Consider the following 14,428-nt stretch of genomic DNA (forward strand, 5'->3'; position numbering starts at 1 on the left):
CACATGGTAGTGGAAAAACAAGGCCTGGAGGCAGTGCAAACTTTTCGGGCTATCTACTATGTCGACCTATTGGTCAGCCCACAAACGCCTTAGGCTCTGTACGAAAAGCCTTGATACTCGGTGATGCTGCGTTGAGAACAGCCCCGGAATGCTCATGTCCGGAAACTCAGCTTCCTCGGCTGTTTTCGCCTTGCCTGACCTTCGTCTTAAGACTTTTCACACAGCGCTAGAGCATCAGGCCCGTCGTACATCACCAGAGCGAGAAGTTGTAGCTCACAATCACCCGTGTCTCATCCATATCGCGCGCCCACTTCTCGTAGTTGCTGCGATAGGTGGAGTTTCGCAGGCGCACGCTGACATCCTTGAAAGTGCCGCGCTGTACCTGGTATTTGAGCTCGGTGTCGCGCTCCCATTCCTTACCCTCGGCATTGCTGCCTGGGACCTTGATGCTGTCACCGTTGATATAGCGGGTGAAGAACGTCAGCCCGGGCACACCCAGGGCTTTGAAGTCATAGTCATAACGCACTTGCCAGGACCGCTCCTGGGCGGCGGCGAAGTCATTGACCTGGGCGTAGTTGACCAGGTAGGGGTTGCTGCCGTCGAGGTACGGCATGGCGCTTTCGCCATACATCCGCTGCCAGCCGGCGCTGACCTTGTGTCCACCCAGGCTGTAGCCGAGCATGCCGCTGAAGGCGCGGTGGTCGATTTCGCCGGCGCGGGCATTGCCGATATCGTCGCTCTTGATCACCCGCAGGTCGGCCGACAGGCTGCCCACCGACAGGGGCTGGTTGGCCACTACGCCGAGGAAGTGCTGGCGATAGATGTTTTCCAGCTTGGACACCTGGTAGGTAGCGGTGACCCGGTCATTGAAACGGTAGTCCAGACCGGCCAGATCGAAGTGGTCGGCCTCGATATCGCAGGCATAACGCTTGTTCTTGCAATGCACGCGGATATCCTGCCGGTCGGTGGAGTCCCGTGCGGTGTAAGTGTTTAGGCGGGCCAGGGTGAACTTCAGGTCGCGCACTTCTTCGGAAGTCAGCATGAAGCCGTGGAACAGGGTCGGAAGCAGACGGCCATCGTTGTACTTGAGCAACGGCATATCGGGCATCATGGAGCCGTACTTGAGCACGGTATTGGATACCTTGACCTTGGCCGCGAGCCCCATCTTTGCATACTGATCGGCAGAGTGGCGTGGGTCGTGGCCAGAGGACGGCATCAATCCGCTGTTGCTGTCCGCCGGACTGGAATCGAGCTTGAAGCCGACCATGCCCAGCGCATCCACGCCAACACCAACCGGCCCTTGGGTATAACCGGACTGCACATTCAGGATGAAGCCTTGCGCCCACTCTTCACGCTTGGAAGCGCCCTGGCTGGAACTGCTGTGACCATCGCGAAAATCCCGGTTGAAGTAGACATTGCGTGCTTCGACCTTGGCACTGCTGTCTTCAAGAAAACCGGCGGCCTGGGCATCGACGCCGGCACACAGAAGAAACAGGCCGGCAACACGGCGCCCGGGGGCGAGAGGAAAAGGGGCAAACATGCGGGGGAACATCCAGAAATAAGGCGAAAACAATCCGCGAGCAACAAGCGACGCGGCAATGCGCAATGGCCAAACATTGGGCGGCCATCATCTGAAATGGTCACGTAACCGCTCTGGTACGCACCATTGGACCATGGTCTAAAAGGCCCCGCAGAGCACGCCAAAAGCGTTAAAGATCGCGGTTCAAAAAACGTGTAAAGTTCCCACCTTACTTATAAAAAGTTTGCGGTTTACCCACTAGCAACGGGTGCTACACTCGTTATCAGCGAACAGCTGATACCCACCCACGTGGCCGGCGTTTATCTTTCTCCCATGTTCGTCACGCCCCGCCACGAATGACGTACAGGAGTGAAAACAGTGTCCAGACTTGCAGAGTTTCGTGCTGCCGAAAAAGCGCTCCAGGAACAGATGGCTCAACTGGAGGCGCTGAAAAAGGATGCCGGCCTAAAACGCGAAATCGAATTCGAGCAGAAACTAGTCGGCCTGATGAAAAGCTATGACAAAAGTCTGCGCGATATCATCGCCATCCTTGACCCCAAAGCCGTTACCCGGGTTTCGAGCGCAGCGCCGAAACAGCAGCGCCGCCCCCGCGTGGTGAAAGTCTACGAAAACCCGCATACCGGCGAGCTGATCGAAACCAAAGGCGGCAATCACCGAGGCTTGAAGGCTTGGAAGGAGCAATACGGCGCCAGCACGGTGGAAAGTTGGGTGCGCTGATGAAACGTCCACGCGCCCTTCACGCTTTTTTCACATCGACTCCCCCAGTATCGAGACAGCTAAAGGACTAGCGACCCCATCACGCGCCCGCACATGCGGGCCTCTAATTCCAGCGCCCTGCCTCGTGCAGGGCGCTTTCATTTGCGCAATCGGTTCACTGCCGTATCATGACACCCTGTCTGTTTTTCGCTGGTGCCTAGCCGCCAGCCCGTCTCAGGAGTACCTATGAGCCTGCACGAACTGCACTCGCTGCCCGGCGTTACCGCCCGGCCAGACGCCGCTACCGCCAACTTCGTCTTCAACCACACCATGCTGCGGGTCAAGGACATCGAGAAGTCCCTAGACTTCTACACCCGCGTCCTGGGCTTTAGCCTGGTGGACAAGCGTGACTTCCCGGAAGCCGAATTCAGCCTGTACTTCCTGGCCCTGGTCGACCCGGCGCACATCCCAGCCGACGATGCCGAACGCCACCAGTGGATGAAGTCGATTCCAGGCGTTCTGGAGCTGACCCACAACCACGGCACCGAGAGCGACCCGGCGTTCGCCTACCACAACGGCAACACCGACCCACGCGGCTTTGGCCACATCTGCATCTCGGTGCCGGACGTGCGCGCAGCCTGCGAACGCTTCGAAGCGCTGGACGTTCCGTTCCAGAAGCGCCTGAGCGACGGGCGCATGAAGCACCTGGCCTTCGTCAAGGACCCCGATGGCTACTGGGTCGAAGTCATCCAGCCGACCGAACTCAAGGACTGATCTTTCGTCGGTTCGCGCTCGTCGGGCCGGGAACTCCCGGCACCTTGCTGTGGTATATGAAGGTAACGGCTTCACATGCCACAGCGAGGTAAGGACGATGCAAACCCTTCACTGTGAATACCGCGACCACACCATCACCGCCAGCGTGATGCCCCACCCCGACTCTCCCCTGCCCTACGCGGCCGGATGCCTGATCACAGATCCCGAAGGCCATACCAGCCGACGCATTTCGATGCCGATGAAGTTCTTTGCCGACCTGGACAACGCCCAGCATGTGTCACTGGCCCATGGCAAGGCATTGGTGGACCAGCGGCTGGATGAAGGCCACAAAGCATTTTGATCGAATGCCGGCTCCTGCAGGCGCGCGGGACGCCTGCGGGAGCTTGCCGGCGACTTAAAGGTCCCGCGCGTAAGCCACTGCTGCCTCGACCTGAGCCTTCGACGGTCTTACGCCCGTGTACAACACGAATTGCTCCAGCGCCTGCAGGGCGATGACCTCCAACCCAGTGATCACCGGCTTGCCCAATGCTTCAGCGCGGCGGATCAGCGGTGTGCGCGCTGGCATCGCCACCACGTCGAACACTCGCTCGGCCGCGGCGATGGCCTCTTCGGAAAATGCCAGTTGCTCAGCCTCGGGACCACCTGCCATGCCGATCGGCGTCACATTCACCAACATCGGAGGGCAGCGATCGCCCAGTTCGGCCAGCCAACGATAACCGCAGGCATCGGCCAACTGCCGACCGGCCTGCTCGTTACGGGCAACGAGGGTGCCCTGACGGAAACCGGCATCACGCAGCGCATGGGCCACCGCCTTGGCCATGCCGCCACTGCCCCGCAGCGCAAACGCCGTGCCGGGGTCGACCTGGTGCTGTTCCAGCAATTGCCGAACGGCGAGGTAATCTGTGTTGTAGGCCTTCAGGTAGCCCTTGGTATTGACCAGCGTATTGACCGACTCGATGACGGCGGCGGAAGGGTCGACTTCATCCACCAATGCCATGCAGGCCTCCTTGTATGGCATGGACACCCCACATCCACGGATGCCCAGCGCACGAATACCCGCCACCGCCGCCGGCAGGTCATCGGTGGTCATGGCCTTGTAGTAAAAGTCCAGGCCCAGTTGCTGGTAGAGGTGGTTGTGAAACCGCACGCCAAAGGTACCCGGTCGCCCGGCCAGGGAAATGCACAACTGGGTGTCTTTGCTGGGAGATGTCGCCATTACCGGCTCCTTACTCGTCACTGAATCGGTTATGCAGCCTAACAGAGACCTGTGGTGGCGTCCCTTACACAACCTTTACCGTCTCCCTGCGCTCAGCTGACAGTCGCCTGGGTCATAGTGGAGGTACACGCCCCCCTGAACCGTCAGGTCGCCGGTGATCGTTGATAAAGCTAATGACCACTATCGAGGAAGTTGATTTCAAACCTCTCTGGCTGCTGCGTAAGGTAGGGCCATGTTTTACAGGAGGTCCACATGGCCACTATCCAGATCATGTCCGTCGTCGGCAGCGCCGTCCCAAGCGCATTGCGTGAGCAAGGCCTGCTGGCCTGCTGGTACCTGGTACGCAATGGCGAAGCCGTCAGCGGCCCACTGATGACTCGCGCCTCGGCCCAGGCCCTGGCCCAGCGACTGCAAGCAGACACGCTGCTCGCCTGACCCTATTTGTTGTGCGTTGCTCCCTACGCCCTTCTGGCCCGCCTATGGCGGGCTTTTTTTGCCTTCATGGCCCGGCGGATGGGGTCACCTGCTTTCTGACACCTACAATGCCGATCGCTCGGGCCATTTCATCATGAATGTGTGATCTGTGCCGATGAGCCTGCGTCTGAAACGCTACCCCTCGCTTGTCGTCTGGGGAAGTGATTACAGGGCTTTCCATGCAAACGCTGTTGAACGAGATTCTCGACGAAGTGCGTCCCTTGATCGGCAAGGGCAAAGTGGCTGACTACATTCCCGCGCTGGCCGATGTGCCTGCGCAGCAGTTGGGCATCGCCGTCTATGGCAACGATGGCAGCTATTACTGCGCAGGTGACGCCCTGGTGCCGTTTTCGGTGCAGAGTATTTCCAAGGTGTTCAGTCTGGTCCAGGCGATTGGCCATTCAGGTGAAGCCATCTGGGAGCGTCTTGGCCATGAGCCCTCAGGTCAACCGTTCAACTCGCTGGTACAGCTGGAGTTCGAACGCGGGCGCCCACGCAACCCCTTCATCAATGCGGGCGCGTTGGTGATCTGCGATATCAATCAGTCGCGCTTCGCCGCGCCCACCTTGTCGATGCGCGACTTCGTACGGCGGCTATCGGGCAACCCCCGTATCGCCATCGATGCCCGCGTCGCGGATTCGGAGTACCAGTTCCGCGCGCGCAACGCCGCCATGGCGTACCTGATGCAGTCATTTGGCAACTTCCATAACGAAGTCGAGACAGTGCTGCGCAGTTACTTCAGTTACTGCGCACTGCAGATGAGCTGCCTCGACCTGGCCCGTGCCTTCTGCTTCCTGGCCAACGATGGGTTCTGCAAGCACAGTGGCGAGCAAATCCTGACCCGACGCCAGACCCAGCAGGTGAACTCGATCATGGCCACCAGCGGGCTGTACGACGAAGCGGGGAATTTCGCCTACCGCGTGGGCTTGCCTGGCAAGAGTGGCGTAGGTGGCGGAATAGTGGCGATCGTGCCGGGTCAATTCACCGTTTGCGTGTGGTCGCCGGAGTTGAATACGGCGGGCAACTCGTATGCCGGGATGGCGGCGCTCGAGTTGCTCAGTTCACGGATCGGATGGTCGGTGTTCTGACCCGCGGGTGGTGTCGCCTGGCCGTCAGGCTGGCCTGCGCCCCAAAGCTGCCTTGGCGTCAGCAGTGAGCGCTGCGGGAGCGCCGCCGACCTCGCAGGCCCCTTCGGGTCGAATAAGGCCGGTCGTGGATGTTCCATCGCAAACCGCACCGCCTACGCGCTTGGGGAAATCAAAAATGGCGTACCGGATTAAATTTCCTTCACGTTGCGCCCTTTAGATATAAGGCATTCGACAGCTGTTCAGCCATACTCCAAAATGCAGCGGTTTTTTGGGGGAAAACCCTTGCACAGCCAACGACATACCAACATTTAGTGAGCCTCAACGTGAAAACATCCCTGTCCATCCTCAGCCTGATGCTGTTGCTCACAGGAACCGCGACCCTCCCGTCGACCGCTGCTGCACAACCCCCGGCCCAGGTTCAACGCGACCCTTCCAAGCTGCACCTGGCCTCTGGCAGCGCCCTGCTGATCGACCTGAACACCAACCAGGAACTGTATTCGAGCCACGCCGACCGCGTGGTACCCATTGCCTCGGTGACCAAACTGATGACGGCGATGGTGGTGCTGGATGCCAAGCTGCCCATGGATGAAATGCTCACCATGACCATCGCCAACAACCCGGAAATGAAAGGCGTCTATTCGCGTGTGCGCCTGGGCAGCCAGCTCAACCGCCGCGAAACCTTGCTGATTACCCTGATGTCGTCGGAGAACCGTGCCGCGACCACGTTGGCCAACTACTACCCAGGAGGCTACCCGGCCTTCATCAAGGCCATGAACGCCAAGGCCCGTAGCCTGGGCATGGCGCACACCCGCTACGTCGAGCCAACGGGCCTGTCGACCCAGAACGTCTCGACCGCCCGTGACCTGGCCAAGCTGCTGATGGCTTCACGCAAGTACCCGATGCTGAGCGAGCTGTCGACCACCCGGGAAAAGACCGTGGCGTTCCGCAAGCCCAACTACACGTTGGGCTTTCGCAACACCGACCATCTGGTGAACAAAAGCAACTGGGACATCAAGCTGACCAAGACGGGCTTCACCAACGAGGCCGGCCATTGCCTGGTGCTGTTGACCCGGATGGACAATCGCCCAGTGGCCATGGTGATTCTCGACGCCTTCGGCAAGTACACTCACTTCGCCGATGCCAGCCGCATGCGCCAATGGCTGGAAACTGGCGCGGCCAAGCCGGCACCGGCGGTGGCCATGCAGTACAAGTCCGAGCGCCAGAACAAAGGGCGCGTGGCGGCAGACTGAGTATCGATTGGGCTGACAGCAGCAAGTCAGCCCTTTTCACTGCCAGCAACGCCCCTCAAGCCTGGGTGTTGACGATACCGCCCGCGCTGCTGCCACCGGTTTCCTGAAGCGCTTCGAGCAACTGTGCGGTGGCCCGCAGGATCTCACCATTGATCGTGGTGATGCTGGCCTGCTTGGCACTGGCCTGCGCAAGCTTGGCGCTCTCGTCCATATCCTTGGCCATGATCGCGGCCAGTTGCTTCTGCTGCTCGGCCAATTGCTTCTGCAAGTCCTTGATCATTTGACGCAGTTGCTTGATGGCAGCCGACTCGCCGCTGCCCTCGCCGCCCTGGGCCCCTTGCGCACCCTGCGCCTGGCCATTGCCGGTGATTTTTGACGTGTCGACCTGAGTGGTCGAGCGGTCCTCGGTTGCGGCTGTTTCGCTGCTTTGATTGGCAGCCTGGGCCTGAGCCGAAACGTTGTTGACGGTGACGGCGCTGATTCCGACCATGAGATTTCCCTGCCTTTGAAGTGGGTCCTTGGGTTGGCCTACCTATCGGCCCAGCGGCTCAGAACTTTAGGCCGGCGCGCAAACACCCTACGCCGCCTTAAGTAAATTCCTCCACACGTGGCTCGTTCCAACCCATGTACTCGCGCAGGAGCCGGAGCCCCGGCGGGCGTCCACATTCGACCATTATGGAATCGCAGCCATGAGCCAGTCTTCAAACCCGGAAACAATCAAAGACCTGATAGGCGTGGGCTTCGGCCCGTCCAACCTGGCCCTGGCCATCGCCCTGGAGGAGCTCGCCCAGACCCAGGGTCACGCCCTGGATGCCCTGTTCATCGACAAGCAGAAAGACTATCGCTGGCACGGTGAGACCCTGGCTACCCAGAGCGAGTTGCAGATCTCTTTCCTCAAGGACCTGGTGTCCCTGCGCAACCCCACCAGCCCTTACAGCTTCGTCAACTACCTGCACCAGAAGCAGCGACTGGCCGACTTCATCAACCTCGGCACCTTCTACCCCTGCCGACTGGAGTACAACGACTACTTGCGCTGGGCTGCCGAGCATTTCGCCACTCAGGCGGCCTATGGCGAGGAAGTGCTGCGCATCGAGCCTGAAGTGAATGCCGGTCGAGTCGAACACCTGCGTCTGGTGTCTCGCGATGCACAGGGCCGCGAATACAGTCGCCGCACGCGCGCGGTGGTGGTCGGCAGTGGCGGCACGCCAAAAATCCCGGAGAAATTCGGCGCGTTCAAGGACGATCCCCGGGTCTTCCACCACTCCCAGTACCTGAGCAGTCTGAACCAGCTGCCTTGCACCGAAGGCAAGCCGATGCGCATTGCGGTGATCGGCTCGGGCCAGAGCGCCGCCGAAGCCTTCATCGACCTCAACGACAGCTATCCGTCGGTCAAGGTCGACATGGTGCTGCGCGGTTCGGCACTCAAACCGGCCGATGACAGCCCGTTCGTCAACGAGATCTTCTCGCCGGACTACACCGACCTGGTCTACAACGAACCGGCCGACCAGCGCAGCAAACTCTTGGGCGAATACCACAACACCAACTATTCGGTGGTCGACCTCGATCTGATCGAGCGCATCTACGGCATTCTCTATCGCCAGAAGGTGTCCCACCAGTTCCGCCACAATGTGCTGTGCCGCCGCAATGTGGAAGCCGTGGTGGCCACCCGCGAGGGCATCGAACTGACCCTGCGTGACCTGGCCACCGGCCAGCAGCAGACCCACCGCTACGATGCGGTGATCCTCGCCACTGGCTACGAGCGCCGCTCGCACCGCGACCTGCTGGCACCCTTGGCTGGCTACCTGAACGACTTCAGCGTCGACCGCAACTACCGCGTACTGGCCAGCCCAGACCTGCAAGCCTCCGTCTACCTGCAAGGCTTCTGCGAAAACAGCCACGGCCTGAGCGACACGTTGCTGTCGGTGCTGCCGGCCCGCGCGGCGGAAATCGGCCAGTCGCTGTACCAGGACCTGGCCCGCCAGTACGGCAGGACACACGCGGCTGCCGCCAGCGCCTGAACCTCGCCATAGGCCTTAGCAGCCGGCATGTCGCCTCCGCGCGCATGCCGGCTCGTGTTTTCTGAAACATTTGCTTGCATTTAAATCTTCAGGATTTCGATTCTCATTCGTCCTTATTAATGCAGCCCTTTGGTTGGGCCTGTGCTCGACCCTCCTTTTCAGAAGACCGACCGATGGCCAAATCTCCCAAAAAATCCAAGTCCAGGCTGTGGTTCCTGGTACATAGCTGGCTCGCCCTGCCGATCTGGTTCTTCGTGCTGATCGTCTGCTTTACCGGCATGCTCGCCGTGGTCAGCCAGGAAATCGTCTGGCTGGCCAACCCGGACGTGCGCGCCAGCAAGCCCGATGACGTGACTGAACGCTTGAGCTACCAGCAAGTACTCGACGCCTTGCACAAAGCCGAGCCGGACATGGTGGTGCGCACGTTGCGCCAGCCGGACGGTGCGCACTTCGCACTCAATGCCTCGGTGGTCTTCCCGGACGGCACTAGCCCGACGCTTTACGTGAACCCCTATACCGGCGTGATCCAGGGCAAGAGCCCTGACTTCAATTTCGAGGCGTTCACCCGCGCCTTGCATGGCTGGTGGCTGGTGCCCTTCACCAATGGTTACAGCTGGGGCTGGTACCTGGTGTCGCTGCTGGGCCTGCCGATGCTGGCCTCGTTGGTGACTGGCCTTGTGGTCTACAAGAAGTTCTGGAAAGGCTTCTTCAAACCCATCCGCACCGGTCACGGCTCACGTATTTTCTGGGGTGATCTGCACCGCCTGGCCGGCGTGTGGTCGATCTGGTTCATCGCAGTCATCTCCATCACCGGCACCTGGTTCCTGATCCAGGCCATACTTGCCGACAACCACGTCACCGTATCCACCGAACCGGTGGTGCCGGTCATTTCGCGCGAGGATGTGCCACCCACTCGCGATGGCAGCCCGGCACCGCGCATCGACCTGGACGAAGCGGCGCGCATCGCCGGCCAGGCGATCCCGGGGCTGGATATCGATTTCATTTCACTGCCTGCCACCCACTACAGCCATATCAACCTGGGCGGGCGTGGCTGGTATCCATTGATGTACCAGACCGCGGCCATCAACCCGTACACCCGAAACGTCGACAGCCAGTTCCTGCTGGCCGACCGTTCGGCCCTGGAGTTCGTCACCGAATCCATGCGCCCCTTGCACACCGGCGACTTCGGCGGCCTGCCGATCAAGCTGATCTGGTTCTTCTTCGGCCTGGTTCTCACCCTGATGGTATTCAGCGGCCTGCTGATCTGGACCAAACGCACCGCCCAGGCCACCGCAGCCGCCCTCAAACGCAGCGAGCGCACGCCCCGCCTACACGCTGGCCACAACGACACCACTGCCGAGGTCCATCCATGAGCCAGGTCCATAGGGTGCCCGTCAGCCCGCTGAAGCAGTGGTGGCTGAAGTGGCGCTTTCACCTGAACATCCTTTTGATCCTCATACCGCTGGGCTTCATGCCCAAGTACTTCGCCGACGCCAAGCTGTTGCGTGGCGATGCCGGCCTCGGCGTCAACCCGATCAGCGCCATCCAGGTCGGCCCCTACACCGTCGACCTGGCCGAGTTGCGCAACGAGGCGCCGCGCGCCGACGGCCCCGCAGGCCACTTCAAGGCGTTCAATGCGGCCTTGTGCAAGGCGTGCATCGGGGACGTCAAGGCCATCTACCTGCGCATTGGCAAACCACGCAACCTGCGCGCCGCCGGCAGCATCTTCTTCGGCGCACCCTACCGCATGAGTACCAATCTGCCAGTCCCTGCCCGCACCCGCCCCGACGCACGGATCTGGATCACCCTCGAAGGCTGGGACGGCAGCATGCACCAAGGCTCCGTCGCGCTGGCCGACGCATCCCCCGCCACCGTGGCCTGGCTGAAGAAACAAGGAGGCAAACCATGAAACATACGATCCGCAGGCTCGTCCTGCCACTGATGGCCCTTGCCGCCGGGCCAGCCTTGGCGCACAACCCGATGTGCGAATGCGAAGAGGTCGCCGGCGGCCAGATCAAATGCACTGGAGGGTTCTCCGACGGCAGCGGCGCGCCTGGCGTGACGCTGGACGTGATCGGCTACGACGAACAGGTGCTGGTCGGCGGCAAGCTCGCGCAGGACTCGACCTTGACCTTCCAACGCCCCGATGGCGAGTTCTACGTGTTGTTCGACGCCGGTCCCGGCCACGTGGTGGAAATCGACCACGCCGACATCGCCCAGCCATGAGCAAGCCCTGCATGAGTCACGCCCAGGTAGTACGCCCGGCCGGTGCCGGGTACGAAACGCTCTACGTTCTGCTCGCCAGCCTGCTGATCGTGCTGCTGGCCTCCACGGTGGTGCTGATGCGCGGTGAGCGCGAGGACGAACAGGCCATCGCCCGCCATCAGATAGATGCCCGGCGTGACCTCACTGCCGCCGAACAGGGCATCTACACCGACCTGCGGGTGGCCTTCGACGAGATCCAACTGCTGCGCGAAGAAAACGCCGTTGCCCCGAGCGTCGACGACCTGGTCGAAGAGGGCCTACCGCCCTTCGTCGTCGATGCCGGCAGCCAAAGCCGTGGCCGCCATCACTGGCAATGGCTGCAAAGCGGCGCCTACCTGGGGCGCAGCCAAGCCCCGGAAATCGCCGGCAGCTTCCTGTTGATCCTGCCTGGCGACGCCGCCGGGCCATCCGATGTCTGGCTACGCCGCGACAGCACTGCCCTGCTCCCGGACGACCTAGGCCAGGCGGCCTTGATCGCTGCCGGCTGGCAGCAGGTGGTTAGCCACTACGACGCCGGGGTCACCCGCGAACACCGTCACTGAACCCAAGGAATCTCCCCCATGCTCCGCTTCGTCCTTGCGCTGCTCCTGGCCTGCGCCCTGCCAGCCCTGGCCCTGGCCGACAACGCCAAGCCGCTGCGCATTGGCATCACCCTGCACCCCTACTACAGCTACGTCAGCAACATCGTGGGCGACAAAGCCGAGGTGGTACCGCTGATTCCGGCGGGCTTCAACCCGCACGCCTACGAGCCACGAGCCGAGGACATCAAGCGCATCGGCACGCTGGACGTGGTGGTGCTCAACGGCGTGGGCCACGACGACTTCGCCGACCGCATGATCGCCGCCAGTGAAAAACCGGGCATCGCCACCATCGAAGCCAACCAGAACGTTCCGCTGCTGGCTGCCACCGGCATCGCTGCTCGCGGCGCGGGCAAGGTGGTCAATCCGCACACCTTCCTCTCCATCAGCACCACCATCGCCCAGGTCAACAACATTGCCCGCGAACTGGGCAAGCTCGACCCAGACAATGCCAAGCTCTATACCCAGAACGCCCGCGCCTACGCCAAGCGTTTGCGCGCCCTGCGTGCCGAGGCTCTGGCGCAGGTCACCGAGGCGCCCTCGGCGACCTTGCGCGTCGCCACCATCCACGCGGCCTACGACTACCTGGTGCGCGACTTCGGCCTGGAAGTGACCGCCGTGGTCGAGCCGGCCCACGGCATCGAGCCGAGCCCCGCACAACTGAAGAAGACCATCGACCAGCTCAAGGCCCTGGACGTGAAGGTGATTTTCTCGGAGATGGATTTCCCTTCTGCCTACGTCGAAACCATCCAGCGTGAATCGGGCGTTCGACTGTACCCGCTGACGCACATCTCCTACGGCGAGTACACCAAGGACAAATACGAGGTGGAAATGAAGCGCAACCTCGACACAGTGGTGCGGGCCATCCAGGAGAACCGCGCATGACCGCCGCCGCCACGCGCATGCCCGCCCGCGGGCCGCGCATCGAGTTCGTCGGCATCGACCTGACCCTGGGCCGTACGCGCATCCTCGAACAGGTCGCCTTCAGCGTCGCCGCTGGCAGCGTGCATGCCATCGTCGGCCCCAATGGCGGCGGCAAGAGCTCGCTGATCAAGACCTTGCTGGGGCAGATGCCGCACCAGGGCCAGTTGACCCTTCACTGGCCGACACAAGCCAACGTGATCGGCTACGTGCCCCAGGCGCTGGAGTTCGACCGAGGCCTGCCAATGACCGTGGACGACTTCATGGCCGCCATGTGCCAAAGGCGCCCCGCGTTCCTGGGCCTTTCGCGGCGTATCCAGCCGGCCATCGACGCAGCGCTGGCACAAGTCGGCATGCTCGACAAACGCAAGCGTCGCATGGGCGCATTGTCCGGTGGCGAGCGCCAGCGGGTGCTGCTGGCCCAGGGCCTGATCCCCGAACCCCAGTTGCTGGTCCTGGACGAGCCGATGTCGGCCCTCGACGAAGCGGGCATCCAGGTGTTCGAAGCGCTGCTACAGGGCTGGCGCCAATCCGGTACCACCGTGCTGTGGATCGAGCACGATCTGCAGGCCGTGCTGCGCCTGGCCGACCGGGTCACCGGCCTGAGCCGCCAGGTGCTGTTCGACGCCGCGCCCGCCCAGGCCCTGACCCCCGAGCGTCTTCTCAACCTGTTCTCCGTTCACCCGCGCAGCGAGAGCCTCGCCTGATGAGTTATGAAGCCTTCCGTCAACTGGTCCAGGACTGGGCCAGCGCCGGCTACCTGCCCGAGGCCCTGGCCTATGGGTTCGTGATCAATGCGTTACTGGCCGGTCTGATGATAGGCCCGGTGCTCGGCGGCCTGGGCACGCTGGTCGTGGTCAAGCGCTTCGCGTTCTTCTCCGAGGCTGTGGGCCACGCCGCGCTCACGGGCGTAGCCATTGGCATCCTGCTCGGCGAACCCTATACCGGCCCCTATGGCAGTCTGTTCGGCTACTGCCTGCTGTTCGGCATCCTGCTGAACTACCTGCGCAACCGCACCGGACTGTCGCCGGACACACTGATCGGGGTGTTCCTCTCGGTGTCCCTGGCCCTAGGCGCGAGCCTGCTGCTGATGCTGGCCGGCAAGATCAACGTGCACATCCTCGAGAACGTGCTGTTCGGCTCGGTGCTGACGGTCAGCGCCCACGACCTGCTGGTGCTGGGCATCGTCGCGGTGCTGGTGCTGAGCCTGGCCCTACCGCTTTACAACCGCATCATGCTGGCCAGCTTCAATCCGCAACTGGCCGCGGTGCGCGGGGTGGCGGTGAAGACCCTGGACTACCTGTTCGTGGTCCTGGTGACCTTGGTCACCGTGGCCTCGGTGAAAGTGATCGGGGCGATTCTGGTCGGTGCCCTGCTGGTGATTCCGGCCGCCGCCGCACGCCTGGTCAGCCAGTCGCTGAAAGGCTTTTTCTTCCTCTCGGTGCTGATCGCCACACTGAGCACCCTGCTCGGCATCCTGTTGCCGATCGTACTCGACCTGCCGGTGCCGTCGGGTGCCGCGATCATTCTGGTCGCCGGCCTGTGCTTCGCCCTCGCCGCGCTGGCCCGCGCCCTCGTCCCACGCCTGCAAGGAAACCCGGCATGAAT

17 protein-coding genes are annotated in these 14,428 nt (G+C 62.0%); 14 read left to right on the forward strand and 3 right to left on the reverse strand.

Features of this window, described 5'->3' with window-relative positions:
• Nucleotides 1-250 precede the first annotated feature (250 nt).
• Nucleotides 251-1,540: an OprD family porin gene (locus P3R38_RS15495; RefSeq protein ID WP_023381149.1), complete on the reverse strand. Its 1,290-nt coding sequence runs from the start codon at nucleotides 1,538-1,540 to the stop codon at nucleotides 251-253.
• Between the two features lie 357 nt (nucleotides 1,541-1,897).
• Here P3R38_RS15495 and P3R38_RS15500 point away from each other — a divergent pair, with 357 nt between their 5' ends.
• The 3 genes from P3R38_RS15500 to P3R38_RS15510 all read left to right on the forward strand — a co-directional run bounded on the left by P3R38_RS15500 (nucleotide 1,898) and on the right by P3R38_RS15510 (nucleotide 3,350).
• Nucleotides 1,898-2,257 carry a histone-like nucleoid-structuring protein, MvaT/MvaU family gene (locus P3R38_RS15500; protein WP_023381150.1) on the forward strand — a complete coding sequence of 120 codons (360 nt, stop codon included), beginning with the start codon at nucleotides 1,898-1,900 and terminating at the stop codon, nucleotides 2,255-2,257.
• Between the two features lie 225 nt (nucleotides 2,258-2,482).
• On the forward strand, nucleotides 2,483-3,010 hold the full coding sequence (gene gloA / locus P3R38_RS15505) for a lactoylglutathione lyase (RefSeq protein ID WP_027907095.1): 528 nt from the start codon (nucleotides 2,483-2,485) through the stop codon (nucleotides 3,008-3,010).
• A 97-nt stretch (nucleotides 3,011-3,107) separates the two neighbouring features.
• A complete protein-coding gene (locus P3R38_RS15510; protein WP_104881577.1) occupies nucleotides 3,108-3,350 on the forward strand; it encodes a hypothetical protein in 243 nt (80 codons plus the stop codon).
• A 54-nt stretch (nucleotides 3,351-3,404) separates the two neighbouring features.
• Here P3R38_RS15510 and P3R38_RS15515 read toward each other — a convergent pair whose 3' ends face one another.
• Nucleotides 3,405-4,226, reverse strand: a complete 822-nt coding sequence (locus P3R38_RS15515; protein ID WP_023381153.1) for a shikimate 5-dehydrogenase — start codon at nucleotides 4,224-4,226, stop codon at nucleotides 3,405-3,407.
• 252 nt (nucleotides 4,227-4,478) lie between these two features.
• Between P3R38_RS15515 and P3R38_RS15520 the strand changes: the two genes are divergently transcribed.
• The 3 genes from P3R38_RS15520 to pbpG all read left to right on the forward strand — a co-directional run bounded on the left by P3R38_RS15520 (nucleotide 4,479) and on the right by pbpG (nucleotide 7,038).
• Nucleotides 4,479-4,661, forward strand: coding sequence for a hypothetical protein (locus P3R38_RS15520; protein ID WP_023381154.1), 183 nt, complete (start codon nucleotides 4,479-4,481; stop codon nucleotides 4,659-4,661).
• 218 nt (nucleotides 4,662-4,879) lie between these two features.
• Nucleotides 4,880-5,788: a glutaminase B gene (gene glsB / locus P3R38_RS15525; protein ID WP_023381155.1), complete on the forward strand. Its 909-nt coding sequence runs from the start codon at nucleotides 4,880-4,882 to the stop codon at nucleotides 5,786-5,788.
• A 323-nt stretch (nucleotides 5,789-6,111) separates the two neighbouring features.
• Nucleotides 6,112-7,038, forward strand: coding sequence for a D-alanyl-D-alanine endopeptidase (pbpG, locus tag P3R38_RS15530; RefSeq protein ID WP_023381156.1), 927 nt, complete (start codon nucleotides 6,112-6,114; stop codon nucleotides 7,036-7,038).
• Nucleotides 7,039-7,093: 55 nt separating this feature from the next.
• On the opposite strand, the gene P3R38_RS15535 is transcribed toward pbpG, so the two are convergent.
• Nucleotides 7,094-7,528, reverse strand: coding sequence for a hypothetical protein (locus P3R38_RS15535; RefSeq protein WP_277686393.1), 435 nt, complete (start codon nucleotides 7,526-7,528; stop codon nucleotides 7,094-7,096).
• Between the two features lie 199 nt (nucleotides 7,529-7,727).
• Here P3R38_RS15535 and P3R38_RS15540 point away from each other — a divergent pair, with 199 nt between their 5' ends.
• The 8 genes from P3R38_RS15540 to P3R38_RS15575 all read left to right on the forward strand — a co-directional run bounded on the left by P3R38_RS15540 (nucleotide 7,728) and on the right by P3R38_RS15575 (nucleotide 14,426).
• A complete protein-coding gene (locus P3R38_RS15540; protein ID WP_023381158.1) occupies nucleotides 7,728-9,056 on the forward strand; it encodes a SidA/IucD/PvdA family monooxygenase in 1,329 nt (442 codons plus the stop codon).
• Between the two features lie 173 nt (nucleotides 9,057-9,229).
• Nucleotides 9,230-10,429 carry a PepSY domain-containing protein gene (locus P3R38_RS15545; RefSeq protein ID WP_023381159.1) on the forward strand — a complete coding sequence of 400 codons (1,200 nt, stop codon included), beginning with the start codon at nucleotides 9,230-9,232 and terminating at the stop codon, nucleotides 10,427-10,429.
• Nucleotides 10,426-10,965, forward strand: a complete 540-nt coding sequence (locus P3R38_RS15550; RefSeq protein WP_023381160.1) for a hypothetical protein — start codon at nucleotides 10,426-10,428, stop codon at nucleotides 10,963-10,965. The genes P3R38_RS15545 and P3R38_RS15550 overlap by 4 nt, the downstream gene beginning before the upstream one ends.
• Complete coding sequence (locus P3R38_RS15555; RefSeq protein WP_023381161.1) at nucleotides 10,962-11,282, forward strand: hypothetical protein; 321 nt, start codon at nucleotides 10,962-10,964, stop codon at nucleotides 11,280-11,282. Before P3R38_RS15550 ends, P3R38_RS15555 begins: the two co-directional genes overlap by 4 nt.
• A gap of 11 nt (nucleotides 11,283-11,293) precedes the next feature.
• On the forward strand, nucleotides 11,294-11,863 hold the full coding sequence (locus tag P3R38_RS15560) for a DUF6162 family protein (RefSeq protein WP_023381162.1): 570 nt from the start codon (nucleotides 11,294-11,296) through the stop codon (nucleotides 11,861-11,863).
• Nucleotides 11,864-11,881: 18 nt separating this feature from the next.
• Complete coding sequence (locus P3R38_RS15565; protein WP_023381163.1) at nucleotides 11,882-12,784, forward strand: metal ABC transporter substrate-binding protein; 903 nt, start codon at nucleotides 11,882-11,884, stop codon at nucleotides 12,782-12,784.
• On the forward strand, nucleotides 12,781-13,527 hold the full coding sequence (locus tag P3R38_RS15570) for a metal ABC transporter ATP-binding protein (protein ID WP_023381164.1): 747 nt from the start codon (nucleotides 12,781-12,783) through the stop codon (nucleotides 13,525-13,527). Before P3R38_RS15565 ends, P3R38_RS15570 begins: the two co-directional genes overlap by 4 nt.
• A complete protein-coding gene (locus tag P3R38_RS15575; protein WP_023381165.1) occupies nucleotides 13,527-14,426 on the forward strand; it encodes a metal ABC transporter permease in 900 nt (299 codons plus the stop codon). Before P3R38_RS15570 ends, P3R38_RS15575 begins: the two co-directional genes overlap by 1 nt.
• Nucleotides 14,427-14,428 lie beyond the last annotated feature (2 nt).

Source organism: Pseudomonas sp. NyZ480 (assembly GCF_029537255.1).
In the GTDB taxonomy this organism is placed as follows: Bacteria; Pseudomonadota; Gammaproteobacteria; order Pseudomonadales; family Pseudomonadaceae; genus Aquipseudomonas; species Aquipseudomonas taiwanensis.